At 38.7% G+C, this 13,229-nt stretch carries 10 protein-coding genes; 7 read left to right on the forward strand and 3 right to left on the reverse strand.

Features of this window, described 5'->3' with window-relative positions; translation table 11 throughout:
• Positions 1 to 74: 74 nt before the first annotated feature.
• The 4 genes from rnc to ftsY are packed head-to-tail and all read left to right on the forward strand — an operon-like array spanning position 75 to position 6,455.
• A complete protein-coding gene (rnc, locus tag BAU17_RS05205; RefSeq protein WP_161901762.1) occupies positions 75 to 767 on the forward strand; it encodes a ribonuclease III in 693 nt (230 codons plus the stop codon).
• Between the two features lie 13 nt (positions 768 to 780).
• A complete protein-coding gene (gene smc, locus BAU17_RS05210; RefSeq protein WP_161901763.1) occupies positions 781 to 4,362 on the forward strand; it encodes a chromosome segregation protein SMC in 3,582 nt (1,193 codons plus the stop codon).
• Position 4,363: 1 nt separating this feature from the next.
• Positions 4,364 to 5,173 carry a Cof-type HAD-IIB family hydrolase gene (locus BAU17_RS05215; protein WP_161901764.1) on the forward strand — a complete coding sequence of 270 codons (810 nt, stop codon included), beginning with the start codon at positions 4,364 to 4,366 and terminating at the stop codon, positions 5,171 to 5,173.
• 31 nt (positions 5,174 to 5,204) lie between these two features.
• A complete protein-coding gene (gene ftsY / locus BAU17_RS05220) occupies positions 5,205 to 6,455 on the forward strand; it encodes a signal recognition particle-docking protein FtsY (RefSeq protein WP_161901765.1) in 1,251 nt (416 codons plus the stop codon).
• Positions 6,456 to 6,686: 231 nt separating this feature from the next.
• On the opposite strand, the gene BAU17_RS05225 is transcribed toward ftsY, so the two are convergent.
• Entirely contained in the window at positions 6,687 to 7,574 is an 888-nt protein-coding gene (locus tag BAU17_RS05225) for a LysR family transcriptional regulator (RefSeq protein ID WP_161901766.1), read from the reverse strand.
• A 116-nt stretch (positions 7,575 to 7,690) separates the two neighbouring features.
• Between BAU17_RS05225 and BAU17_RS05230 the strand changes: the two genes are divergently transcribed.
• The 3 genes from BAU17_RS05230 (at position 7,691) to BAU17_RS05240 (ending at position 12,292) form a co-directional block, all read left to right on the forward strand.
• Positions 7,691 to 8,881, forward strand: coding sequence for a coenzyme F420-0:L-glutamate ligase (locus BAU17_RS05230; RefSeq protein ID WP_161901767.1), 1,191 nt, complete (start codon positions 7,691 to 7,693; stop codon positions 8,879 to 8,881).
• A 120-nt stretch (positions 8,882 to 9,001) separates the two neighbouring features.
• Positions 9,002 to 11,257, forward strand: a complete 2,256-nt coding sequence (gene gshAB / locus BAU17_RS05235; protein ID WP_161901768.1) for a bifunctional glutamate--cysteine ligase GshA/glutathione synthetase GshB — start codon at positions 9,002 to 9,004, stop codon at positions 11,255 to 11,257.
• A gap of 264 nt (positions 11,258 to 11,521) precedes the next feature.
• Positions 11,522 to 12,292 carry a formate/nitrite transporter family protein gene (locus tag BAU17_RS05240; protein ID WP_161901769.1) on the forward strand — a complete coding sequence of 257 codons (771 nt, stop codon included), beginning with the start codon at positions 11,522 to 11,524 and terminating at the stop codon, positions 12,290 to 12,292.
• 36 nt (positions 12,293 to 12,328) lie between these two features.
• Here BAU17_RS05240 and BAU17_RS05245 read toward each other — a convergent pair whose 3' ends face one another.
• Both BAU17_RS05245 and BAU17_RS05250 read right to left on the reverse strand, forming a co-directional pair.
• Positions 12,329 to 12,742, reverse strand: a complete 414-nt coding sequence (locus BAU17_RS05245) for a hypothetical protein (protein ID WP_161901770.1) — start codon at positions 12,740 to 12,742, stop codon at positions 12,329 to 12,331.
• A 14-nt stretch (positions 12,743 to 12,756) separates the two neighbouring features.
• The gene (locus tag BAU17_RS05250; protein WP_161901771.1) at positions 12,757 to 13,200 is read right to left on the reverse strand and encodes a YueI family protein; all 444 of its coding nucleotides are present in this window, start codon (positions 13,198 to 13,200) and stop codon (positions 12,757 to 12,759) included.
• Between the last annotated feature and the right edge of the window lie 29 nt (positions 13,201 to 13,229).

Genomic DNA, 13,229 nt, shown 5'->3' on the forward strand with positions numbered 1-13,229 from the left:
GGACAATCGTTTCCTATTTCACTAAAAACCAGTATAATGGAGCAGTGTGAATAAATAAAAAAGGAATGGAACGAATGGATAATCAGTTAATTAGTGAATTAAAAGAAGAATTTAATATTGTTTTCCATGATGTCAGCTTATTGGAGCAGGCATTCACCCATTCATCTTATGTGAATGAGCATCGTAATTTGCAACTATCGGACAATGAACGCTTGGAATTTTTAGGAGATGCGGTGCTAGAATTACTTGTTTCACGTTTTCTATATCATCAATTTCCAACTGTCCCAGAAGGTAAATTAACAAAATTACGTGCAGCAATCGTTCGAGAAGACACGCTAGCGAAATTTGCGAAAGAATGTCATTTTGATTGCTACATTCGTCTTGGTAAAGGAGAAGAAAATTCTGGTGGGCGTAATCGTCCGTCCTTATTATGTGATTTGTTTGAATCATTTTTAGGTGCATTGTATTTGGACCAAAATTTGCAAACAGTCAATGAATTTTTGAAGAAGGTTGTCTTCCCTAAAGTCCAAGCAGGTGCTTTTTCACATGAGATGGATCATAAAACAAGATTACAAGAAGTACTACAACGAGCAGGTGATGTCTTCATCGATTATCGTTTAGTCAAAGAAGAAGGACCGGCGCATGAACGTCTGTTTTGGACGGAAGTTTTTTGTGATGAAAAACTAATTGGGAAAGGTCACGGAAAATCAAAAAAATTAGCAGAACAAGCAGCAGCAGCCGATGCGTTGTTGCGTCTTGAAGAGTAAGTGAGGAACGCAAGTGTACTTAAAACGAATTGAAATAGCAGGTTTCAAATCTTTTGCGGATCGAACCGTCATTGATTTTGAAAATAGTGTAACGGCCATTGTGGGACCAAACGGCAGTGGGAAAAGTAATATTACAGAAGCCATCCGCTGGGTGTTAGGGGAACAGTCTGCTAAAAATTTACGTGGAGGCAAAATGCCCGATATTATTTTTGCAGGATCTGATTCACGTAAATCATTGAATATCGCTGAAGTCACCGTTGTGTTAGATAATACCGACCATTATTTACCCGTTGATTATAGTGAAATCAGTGTGACACGCCGTTTACGCCGCACGGGGGAAAGTGATTTTTATCTAAATAAGCAAGCCTGTCGCTTAAAAGACATTCAAGAATTATTTATGGACTCTGGTTTAGGAAAAGAGTCCTTTTCCATTATCTCTCAAGGGAAAGTGGAGGCTATTTTTAGCAGTAAACCAGAAGATCGCCGTGGCATTTTTGAAGAGGCTGCAGGCGTCTTAAAATACAAACAACGCAAGAAGCAAGCGGAGCAAAAACTATTTGAGACAGAGGATAATTTAAGTCGGGTACAAGACATTATTTATGAACTTGAAGATCAGATGGCGCCCCTTGCAGAACAAAGTAAAACAGCTAAATTGTATTTAAAACTAAAAGAGACCTTTACCCAAATTGATGTTGCCTACACGGTTGCTGAAATGAAGGAAGCGAAGGCAGTTTGGGATAAGACGCAGCAAGAATTAGAAACGATTGTTGAACAGCTAGAGACAATTGCCCAAGCAATTCATAGCGAAGAAACCAAATTGCATGATTGGCGTTTACGTCGTAGTGAACTGGATCAACAACTCGAAGAGGGCAATCAAAAACATTTACGCTTAGTCGAAGCGCTGAAGCAAGCTGAAGGACAACGTGAAGTCTTATTCGAGCGCTCCAAACATACGCAAAAAAGCAATCAGGAATACCAAGAAAGTTTAGAGAATGTTTCTCAAAAACTAGAAGAACTGGAAGCTGAGAAAGCCCAGTTAATTAAAGAATTATCACAAAAAAATGGTTCTGTTCAACAATTAGAGAAACAAATGAAAGAAACGGAAGCAGAATTGCATAAATACCAAAAAACGACCAAAGAATTGATTGAAGACTTGCGAGGTCAGTATGTAGACTATATGCAAGAACAAGCCAATATTGGGAACGAATTGAAGTATTTAGAGCGTCAGCACCAACAAGAACTAGCGAAAAACCAACATGCTCTAGAAAAACAAGCGACTGTCAGCGCCGAAGTTCAAGAAAAAGAAGCGCAATTGCAAGCAATTGTGGCTGCTTTAACGGTTGAGCAAGAGAAGCTATCCGAACAACGTCGCACCTATACACAAACCCAAGAAAAAGCGCAAAAAAACCAACAACAATTTATTGATGCCCAAAAGAAAATGTATCAATTGATGAATGATTTGCAACAAGTCAAAGCGAGACAGAAAAGCTTGCAAGACATTCAAGAAAATTATACTGGTTTTTACCAAGGGGTACGTTTGGTTTTACAACATAAAAAAGAATTATCAGGAATTGTCGGAGCAGTTGCCGAATTGATTGATGTACCAAAAGAATACACTTTGGCGATTGAAACAGCTTTAGGTGGTGCAGCGCAACATATTGTCGTGGAAGAAGAACGTGATGCTCGTGCAGGAATCACCTTCTTGAAAAACCGTCGGGGCGGGCGAGCAACCTTCTTACCGTTAACTACGATTAAGCCAAGACCGATTTCAGAAGTCATGCGTAACCAAGCAAGTATGGTCGAAGGCTTTTTAGGAATGGCGAGTGAATTAGTGTCCTTTCCTGACCATGTCCGTACAATCGTGGAAAATTTATTAGGACCAATTGTCATTGCCCAAGATTTACAAAGCGCCAATCAATTAGCACGTACCATGAATTATCGCTACCGTGTTGTTTCTCTTGAAGGAGATGTCATGAATGCGGGTGGTTCAATGACTGGTGGAGCTACGAAACGTGGCAATCAAGGCAATTTATTTGGCCAAACCAATGAATTGCAAGAACTAACCAATCAAGTGAAACAATTGGATGAACGACTGCATGTAACTGAAAAGCAAGTTCAACAATTTGAATCAGCGGCGAAAGAAGCACAAGCAGCACTGGAAACCTTACGACATTCAGGAGAAGCGGCGCGCATGAAAGAGCAAGAATTATCTAGTGAGCGTCAGCATTTACAAACAGAGTTGGACCGTTTGAAAAAAGAACAACAAATCTTTGCATTTGAAAACCGCGAAGTGCAACTTTTCTTTGAAGAATACGCAGAGCAAAAAGAAGTATTAACCGAAAAACAACAAACCGTTGAAAAAGCTTTAGCTAAAGTGAATCAAGAAATGGAAGAATTAGGTGCCCAAGAAGATTTGATTGAAGAAAAGCGGGCAACGTTAAGTCAAACGTTGAGTCAGTTGCAAGCAGATTTTGCCGTAAATAAAGAACAAGCGACTCATTTGCAACAAAAAATTGCGACGTTAAGTCAATCAGAAGCCGAATATGGTGCGCGAAAAGAATCGTTAGAACGTCAAATCGCAGCTTTATCAATGAATTTTTCAGACCATGAGATGACCGAAGAAGCGCTAGACAAACAAGTGAGCGAATTGACAACCGCAAAAGAAACCTTACAACAAGAGCTACAAGCGTTTCGTGATGAACGCTATCAATTACAACAAACGATTACTTTGAAGGACGAACAAGTCAGTCAGTTGAATATCCAACAAAAAGAAACATTGGCAAAACAAACCAAGGTGGAAGTGGAGAACAACCGTGCAGAACTCGTCTTAGATAATCGATTGCATTACTTGCAAGAAGAATATCAAGTCACTTTTGAAGCAGCGGAAACAATGTATCCAACTGTTGAAAAAAATGACGAAAACAAGCAAGAAATTCAACGTTTGCGTCGTGAAATTGATGCGTTAGGACCGGTAAACTTAAATGCGATTGAATTGTATCAACAAGTCAAAGAACGCCATAGTTTCTTGACTGGTCAACGTGATGATTTGTTATCGGCCAAAGGTCAATTATTTGATACGATGTCAGAAATGGATGAAGAAGTCAAAACACGCTTCAAAGCTGTTTTTGAAGGCATCCGCCAGCAATTTAAAGTCGTCTTTCCTAATATGTTTGGCGGCGGACGTGCGGAATTAATTTTAACGGATCCGACCGATTTATTAAATACAGGGATTGAAATAGAAGCACAACCACCAGGGAAAAAATTACAAAATTTAAGTCTATTATCAGGTGGCGAGCGGGCGTTAACTGCCATTGCGTTACTATTTTCTATTATTCAAGTTTGCCCAGTTCCTTTCTGTGTGCTTGATGAAGTGGAAGCAGCCTTGGATGAAGCGAATGTCTTGCGTTTTGGTCATTACTTACGGACATTCCAAAACGATACACAATTTATCGTAGTGACACATCGTAAAGGCACAATGGAAGCAGCCAATGTTTTATATGGTGTGACGATGCAAGAATCAGGCGTTTCCAAAATCGTTTCTGTACGGTTAGAAGATGTTTCTGAAGAAGGAAAAATAGTGGAAAAAGGAGAATAACATGATTAAATTAATTGCCATTGATTTAGATGGTACATTACTTGATGGACAGAAGCAGATTTCAGAACGTAATAAGCAAGCCTTGAAACAAGCGAAAGCGCAAGGCGTAAAAGTGGTCATCTGCACAGGTCGTCCATTACGAGCGATTGAACCGATTTTAGAAGAGTTGGATTTATTAGATGAAGGTGACTACAGCATTACGTTTAACGGTGGCTTAGTGCAAAAAAATGATACTGGTGAAGTCATGGAACGTGCAGGTTTACAATTAGCTGATGTGCATCGCTTAGTCGATTTAGCCAAAATGTTAGATTTACCATTGGATGTATTATCACAAGAGCACGTGATTATTTTTAATACGTCAGAGAACCACCAAACGATTTATCCGGAACTTTCACCATTGTTATTGCCAGAACCAGCTCATACAGCGGATTTATCAGAAGAACGTCTGTATAATAAAGCGGTCGTAGCTTATCATCAAGAGTATTTAGACCAACAAATTCAAAAAATTCCAGATGTTTTCAAAGAAACTTATGAAGTAATTAAAACTCGAGAAAACTTGCTGGAATTTATGCCAAAAGGAATTACCAAAGCCTATGGGATTTCCTTATTAGCGCAAGATTTAGATATTTTACCAGAAGAAGTGATGTGCATTGGTGATGAGGAAAATGATTTACCAATGATTGAGTATGCTGGTATCGGGGTAGCGATGGCAAATGCCATTGACCGTGTGAAAGCAATTGCGGATGTCGTGACGGATTCAAATGAAGCAGATGGTGTTGCAAAAGCCGTTGAAAAATATGTGTTACAATAAAGAAAAAGGATAGAAAAAAGGAGTGAATCGGATGGGATTATTTGATAAAATCAAAAACGCCTTTGTCAAGGATAAGCAAAAAGAACAAGAAGTCAAACCTGAAATAGATGACGTATCTGATATTGATGAATCAGCCGATGTCGAAGAGACCGTTGATTCAGCTGAGGAAGTCATCCATGAAGAAGCTCCCGAAGTGACAGAAACACTAGAAGAAACGATGGAAGAGGTTATTGAACCTGAACCTGAAGCAGAAGTCTCTGTTGTGGAAGTCGAAGAAGCAGTTGAAGAACCTGTTGTAGAAGAACCGATTGCTGAACCAGAGCCAATCGTTGAAGCGCCAAAGGATACCCAAGAAAAATACAACAAAGGGTTGGCTAAGACACGTAAGACCTTCAAGCAACGCATGAATGAGTTATTTGCGAATTTCCGTTCAGTTGATGAAGACTTTTTTGAAGAAGTCGAAGAGACCTTGATTGGTGCTGACGTCGGTTTTGAAACGTCGATGCGGATTGCAGATGAGCTACGTCAAGAAGTCAAATTACGTAATGCCAAGAAACCTGCCGCTGTTCAAAATGCCATTATTGAAAAATTAGTGGACTTGTATGAAGAAGAAGGTCTAAACGAAGTCAATGAACTAAACGTACAAAAAGATGGCTTATCTGTTTTCTTATTTGTGGGTGTCAATGGTGTTGGTAAAACCACAAGTATCGGTAAATTAGCACATCAATACCGTTTAGAAGGTAAAAAAGTCTTGCTGGCTGCAGCAGATACCTTCCGTGCAGGAGCGATTGATCAGTTAGTTGTTTGGGGCGAACGTGCAGGTGTTGAAGTGGTACGTGGCAAAGCTGGTGGCGATCCAGCTGCGGTTGTCTTTGATGCAATGCAACGAGCAAAAGAAGAAAATGCTGATGTCTTATTAGTCGATACTGCTGGACGCTTGCAAAATAAAGTTAACTTGATGAATGAATTAGATAAAATTAAACGAATCATTCAACGTGTCGACCCTCAAGCACCACACGAAGTATTACTAGTGTTAGATGCGACAACTGGTCAGAATGCCATGACGCAAGCCAAACAATTTAAAGAAACAACCGATGTGACTGGTCTAGTATTAACTAAATTAGATGGTACAGCAAAAGGTGGCATTGTTTTAGCCATTCGTAATGAACTGCATTTACCAGTGAAACTAGTCGGACTAGGTGAACGCATTGATGACTTAGAAACATTCAATCCAAATGATTTTGTAATGGGACTATTTAAAGACTTGTTACAAGAAGAATAGCTGAAAAAACCAACGGACTTTTGAGAAGGACGTTGGTTTTTTTGTAGTGGATAATTGTCTTTTCAATGAGCAACCATTAGTAGGTGGTTCATTATTGATGATGTTTTCATTAAAAATTGTGATGTTACTAAATGCCAGTGCATGATTTTGACAGCTATTCTCTATTTTTGTAATAAGTCGATTTATGGCTTAGAGACGGTAACCCAGATCCAGCCTGTAACGAATGAAGCACTATGAAGGTGAGACCATGCCAGCAATAAATTTCAGTGAGGCAGTATTTAAAGGCACACTTTTTAAATAACAAATACCGATGGAACGTTTGGGGATTTGCTCGGTTAATTGAATTTCGGTCAAGCTACCGTCTTTGAGATAATCTGCTGCAAACTCACGAGTGACACAGGCAATTCCGAGATTGATTTTAGCAAAGTCTAACAATAAATCATGCGCACCTAATTCAAATTCTGGCACGAGTTGGATGCCGTGACTCTCCATAAACTCGTCAATAAACTGGCGTGAAATCGAGGCATTATCTAAACAAATTAAAGGATACTTCACTAGCTCGGTTAAGGAAATCGGGTTGGTGAAGTCTTTTTTATATTGTTCTCCGCAAACGAACGTATCTTGAATTTCTTGGCAAGGAATTAATTCTAGTTTGTCGTCTTCAATTGGGAAATTACAAATCGCAATGTCGATTTGTCCGGTTTTTAAAATTGTACAGAGCTCGGACGTGGTCCCGTTGATTAGTTTGAACTTAATATCAGGGTAGCGGCGATGGAAATTTTCTAAATAAGGTAGCAAATAATACCGAGAAATAGTATCTCCAACCCCAATCGTAATAGTACCAGCGGTGAGTGTTTTCAGTTCTTGCACTTTATTTTCACCCGATTCGATTAAATGGATGGCGGAATGGACGTAGTCGTATAATAACGTGCCTTCTTGTGTTAAGGTGACGCCTTTCGATGTACGTTTGAATAAGCGAACAGCTAATTCATTTTCCAGTTGCATGATAGATTGGCTCACTGCGGGCTGAGTCAGAAATAATTGTTTGGCTGCTTGTGAAAAACTACTGTTTTGTGCAACAGCATCAAAAATCCGATACAAATCTAATTTCGATAACATATAAGCACTCCTTATATCTATCATAATATATATTCACTTTATTTATAACGCAAAAAGCGCTATAGTACAATAGTAATGCAATAAAATAGGCTACATAAACTAAAGGAGCGAATATAATGGGTCGAACAGTCGGTACTGTGACAAGAGGATTACGTTGTCCAATTATTAATGAAGGAGACAATATCGAACAAATCGTTGTTGATAGTGTCTTACAAGCATCAGAAGCAGAAGGTTTTTCATTTGAAGACCGTGACATCGTGGCAATTACAGAGTCCATCGTAGCACGAGCACAAGGAAATTATGCAAGTGTAGACCAAATTGCAAAAGACATCAGCAATAAGTTTGGTGACGATACAGTCGGTGTGATTTTCCCGATCTTAAGTCGTAATCGTTTTTCAAACTGTTTGAAAGGAATTGCTCGTGGAGCGAAAAAAATCGTCTTAATGTTGAGCTATCCTTCTGATGAAGTCGGAAATCATTTAATTTCATTGGATGCATTGGATGAAAAAGGCGTAAATCCTTGGACAGACGAATTAACAGAAGCCGAATTTAGAGAATTATTTGGTTATAACAAACATCGCTTTACCGGTGTGGATTATATTGATTATTACAAAGAATTAATCACATCAGAAGGTGCATCATGTGAAGTAATTTTCTCTCAAAAACCAAAAACAATTTTGAAACATACAAAAAGTGTGTTGACATGCGATATTCATACACGTTACCGTACAAAACGAATTTTAGAACAAAATGGTGCTGAAAAAGTATATACAATGGATGACATTTTATCTGAATCTGTGGACGGTAGTGGCTACAATGAACAATATGGCTTATTAGGCTCAAATAAATCAACTGAAGATGCCGTGAAGTTATTCCCAAGAAATTGTCAACCAGTCGTTGATAAAATTCAAGAAATACTTCAAAAAGAAACTGGCAAAAACATTGAAGTAATGATTTATGGTGATGGTGCCTTTAAAGATCCTGTAGGTAAAATCTGGGAACTTGCTGATCCAGTTGTTTCACCAGCGTATACTGATGGTTTGGACGGTACACCGAACGAAGTGAAATTGAAATATTTGGCAGACAATAATTTTGCCGGTTTACGTGGTGCGGAATTAGAAGCAGCTATTAAAAAACACATTAACGATAAAGAGGACGATTTAGTTGGCGCAATGGAAGCACAAGGTACAACACCTCGTCAATTAACTGATCTAATTGGTTCATTAGCAGATTTAACTTCTGGTAGTGGCGATAAAGGGACACCCATTGTCTTCATTCAAGGTTACTTTGATAATTTTACAAAATAAGTTTTTCCCCTATGCAAACAGTAAGGATTGCATAGGGGCTTTTTTATAAACAAAAAGTAAGCAAACCTCTTTGAAAGTTTGCTATAATACGTGTAGCGAAAATGAAAAGAGGGGACACCCATGAATATACAAGCACTGTTACAAAAAAAGTCGGTTCAACCGTACTTATTAAAAGCACGTTATGGTTTAGAAAAGGAGAGCCAACGAACATCATTAACTGGTGAGTTAGCAACAAGTGACTATCCAAGTTGTCTCGGAAATCGCACGCACCATCCATATATCCAAACTGATTTTGCGGAAACACAAATGGAATTAATTACACCGGTAACTAATAGCATTCCAGAATTGTTCCGTTATTTAGCAGCGATTCATGATGTTGCTTATCGTTCAATGGATCAAGTAGAAATGTTATGGCCATTAAGTATGCCACCGGCGTTACCTGAAAAGGAAGAAGAAATTGTCATTGCAAAATTGGATAATTTTGAAGGCGTACTTTATCGCCGTTATTTAGCAAAAACGTATGGCAAACGTAAACAAATGGTAAGTGGCATTCATTTTAATTTTGAATTTGATGACGCACTTGTGCAACAATTATTCAATCAACAAACAGCGTTCACTGACTATTTAAAATTCAAAACAGAATTATATTTAAAAGTAACCCGTAATTATATGCACTATCGTTGGCTTGTTACTTATTTTTATGGCGCTTCTCCTGTTAGCGAGGCCTGTTATTTTGTTGATGAAAAAGGGCCAAAGGAACCTGTACGTAGTATTCGTAGCAGTCAATATGGCTACACGAATCATGAAGACGTTAAAGTGACTTATCGCACATTAGAGGGCTACTTATCGGACATTGCTCGAATGGTTGAAGAAGGAAAATTATCTGAAGACAAAGAATATTATGCCTCTGTCCGTTTGCGTGGTGGCAAGAAAGTAGCCGATTTAGCTGATGCGGGAATTCGTTACATTGAGTTAAGAAACATTGATTTGAATCCGTATGAACCATATGGCATTAGTGAAGAACAAGTAGCATTCTTGCATGTCTTTTTACTATTTTTATTGTGGAAGGACGAAGGTGCCGATGCCGATGCTTGGATTGCTGAAGGTGAACGCAAAAATAATCTGGTTGCATTGGAACATCCATTGGCGGTCACAGCTTTTGCGGAAGAAGGTAGACAGCTCGTGGCAGAGTTAGCAGCCTTTATCGAGCAGTTTGACTTATCTGTACCTGCTGATATGATTGTTCATCTGGAACAAATGCTGGCAGAACCGACCCAGACATTAGCTGGAAAAATATATACCGACAGCCAACCAAGCCAACAGGCATTTGCTGTTGAAAAAGGTCGTCATTATCATACACAAGCGTGGAAGAAACCTTATCAATTAGCAGGTTTCCGCGGGATGGAATTGTCCACCCAAATTTTATTGTTTGATGCGATTCAACGCGGCATTCAAGTGGAAGTCTTAGATGAAAGTGATCAATTCGTGAAATTAACTGCCGGCAAACATGTGGAATATGTCAAGAATGCCAACATGACAAGAAAAGATAGCTATATTGTCCCTTTAATCATGGAAAATAAAACGGTGACTAAAAAAGTCTTAAAAGCAGCGGGCTTTCGTGTTCCGGCAGGGAGTGAATTCGCTGATGTGCAATCCGCGCTACAAGCTTATCCAGAATTTGCTGAACAAGGATTTGTTGTGAAGCCAAAATCCACAAATTATGGGCTAGGCATTTCTATTTTTAAAGAAGGTGCCTCTTATGAAGCTTATCAAGAAGCGGTAGAAATTGCTTTTTCGGAAGACTCGTCTATATTAGTGGAAGAATTTTTACCTGGAACAGAATATCGTTTCTTTGTGTTAGATGGAGAGACACGTGCCATTATGTTGCGCGTACCAGCTAATGTCAAAGGTGATGGCGTGCATACTGTTGCCGAATTAGTGGCAAAGAAAAATGAAGATCCATTACGTGGTTCGCACCATCGTTCACCATTAGAATTGATTCAATTAGGAACAATTGAAAAATTAATGCTAAAAGAACAAGGCTATACGATTGATAGTATCCCTGAACCAGAAACAATTGTATACCTACGTGAAAATTCCAATATTAGTACCGGTGGTGATTCGATTGATGTGACCAATCAAATTCCACAAGGCTATAAAGATATTGCTGTCAAAGCAGTTGAAGCGTTGGGTGCGGTGATTTGTGGCATTGATTTAATTATCCCTGATACGACCCGTTCAGCGGACGAACCGAACGCTTACGGTATTATCGAAGCCAATTTTAATCCTGCGATGCACATGCATATGTATGTTTATCAAGGAGAAAATCGTCGATTAACAAAAGATGTGTTAGATCTATTATTTCCAGAAGTATAACTAACTATGAAACCCTTACTAGCTCTGGTTAGTAAGGGTTATTTTTTGGTGTCAAATCGTTGAATGATCAGTATTACACTTATTGTCTAAGAATTGAATTTTTGATTATATCAAGTGGTTGCGAATTATCCGTCCGACTATTTCAATTAGAGCTATTTCTAGATTTGTTAGATTGTGTTATTATGAACAATGTGTTGTACATAGTAAAAATAGAGTGTAAATCCCAAGTTATGTATAACAAGAAAGCGAAGAGGAGGAAAAAAGATGTCATTATCACCGAAAGAATTAGTTGATGAAGCAATTATTAGAGGGAAAGCCAAAGCCAACTATAGCTTTTTGACAACAGCAACCTTAGGAATTATGGCGGGAATATTTATTGGTTTGGCAGGTGCTGCGATGATTCGGGGCATGGGCAGTATGCCAGCTGAATGGGGAACGTTAGTGAATGTTATCGGCGGGCTAATCTTTCCTTTTGGGCTGATTTGTTTGCTATTGGTTGGTGGCGAACTGGTGACTGGCAATATGCTAGTTGTGACGATGGCTTTATATGCAAAAGCCATCACGTGGAAACAATGGGGGCGTAATATGTTGTTGGTTTCCATTTTCAATTTAGTTGGGACAGTGGTTGTTGCAGTATTTTTTGGTTATTTTTCTTATACATTACAAGGGAATTTTGTAGATAGGACGATTGCTGTGGCGGCAGGCAGAACAGCGGATGCACCGTTGCAAGCTTTTTTATCAGGGATTGCATGTAATATTTTAGTATCAACGGCTGTTTATATGAATATTGCAGCTAAGGATTTTATTGGTAAAATTTTTGGAACCTTTTTGCCAATTGCCGGCTTTGTCATTGCGGGGTATCAACACGTGGTTGCGAATATGTTCTTACTAGCTGCTGGTATGTTAGCAGGGGGCGTGACGATGGGGCAATTTGTCCAAAATATTGTTTTTGTATGGCTAGGAAATCTTGTCGGTGGTGGCGGGATTTTAGCTGGCATGTATTACTTGGCATTCAAAGTAGGAATGAAAAAATAAAAGAAGCGATGACTAGTTTAGTCATCGCTTCTTTTGCTAATTATTTAAGCTTTCAATTTCAATTGTTTGTTTGCTGTCATCCACGTGGAGACCTGTTAGTTGTTCCCACCAGACTTTCATCTCCTTTTCATAAGTAGTCGGAAAGAGTTGGACAATTTCTTCTAGTGAGCGTTGTTGTAAATGAGCATGTGGATAATTTAGTCGAAGATTGTACTTTAATTCACTTAATAGGCTATAATACTGAAACATCAAAAAATTCATCTCTTCTGGATTTTCTTCTAGCAACACTTTGGGTGCTCGGTCAAGCATAAACCCAAAGCTACGCATCATAAACATAATTCCATCCAGATGCTCTGGATCAATCAACGAGGTATCTTTTAGAATGTCGATATGAATATCTAATGCGCGAACAAGCTCCTTTTTTAATTCATCATAAGTTGGTGTGTGCATGAGTCATTCCTCCTTTAGTGAAATAATTTGTGCCAAAAACTCTTTTTTTCTTGTATATCAGACGACGGACTGGGTGCTGAAGGGGCAAATTTTTCTTCTATATCAATGGTTTGCTCATTGACGGCTGTTTTAGCAACCACTAGTAAACCAATGCTATCGGGAGAATCTGTTGCTTGATCGATAATGGTAAAAGGAATGCCAGTTTGTGTCGCAAGTTGGATGTAACTTGTTTGCACATTTTCTGGTAATTGACCATTTAGTAAGATACTACTATTTGAATAATCTGCTACATGTTTTGCAAGTAATTTTTTATTAGAAGGTTTCTTCATTTGAGCAATCGTCATGCTGAGGTAACAACGCTCGCGAAAGGTACCTAAATATTTTCGTTGTTCATCTGGTTTAACTAAGGGCGCGCCATAGAGACTTTTATCCAAATGTTTTTGTAATTCATCAGACATTTGTCTTCCTCCTAACGTGTACTTTGTTG

The sequence above is a fragment of the Candidatus Enterococcus willemsii genome (genome assembly GCF_009933335.1).
Lineage (GTDB): Bacteria > Bacillota > Bacilli > Lactobacillales > Enterococcaceae > Enterococcus_F > Enterococcus_F willemsii.

What these genes read in the sequence shown, in the direction of transcription:
- ftsY (WP_161901765.1), top strand. Translation starts at nt 5,205, where the DNA reads ATGGGATTATTTGATAAAATCAAAAACGCCTTTGTCAAGGATAAGCAA.
- BAU17_RS05215 (WP_161901764.1), top strand. Translation starts at nt 4,364, where the DNA reads ATGATTAAATTAATTGCCATTGATTTAGATGGTACATTACTTGATGGA.
- gshAB (WP_161901768.1), top strand. Translation starts at nt 9,002, where the DNA reads ATGAATATACAAGCACTGTTACAAAAAAAGTCGGTTCAACCGTACTTA.
- BAU17_RS05250 (WP_161901771.1), bottom strand. Translation starts at nt 13,200, where the DNA reads ATGTCTGATGAATTACAAAAACATTTGGATAAAAGTCTCTATGGCGCG.
- rnc (WP_161901762.1), top strand. Translation starts at nt 75, where the DNA reads ATGGATAATCAGTTAATTAGTGAATTAAAAGAAGAATTTAATATTGTT.
- BAU17_RS05225 (WP_161901766.1), bottom strand. Translation starts at nt 7,574, where the DNA reads ATGTTATCGAAATTAGATTTGTATCGGATTTTTGATGCTGTTGCACAA.
- BAU17_RS05230 (WP_161901767.1), top strand. Translation starts at nt 7,691, where the DNA reads ATGGGTCGAACAGTCGGTACTGTGACAAGAGGATTACGTTGTCCAATT.
- BAU17_RS05240 (WP_161901769.1), top strand. Translation starts at nt 11,522, where the DNA reads ATGTCATTATCACCGAAAGAATTAGTTGATGAAGCAATTATTAGAGGG.
- BAU17_RS05245 (WP_161901770.1), bottom strand. Translation starts at nt 12,742, where the DNA reads ATGCACACACCAACTTATGATGAATTAAAAAAGGAGCTTGTTCGCGCA.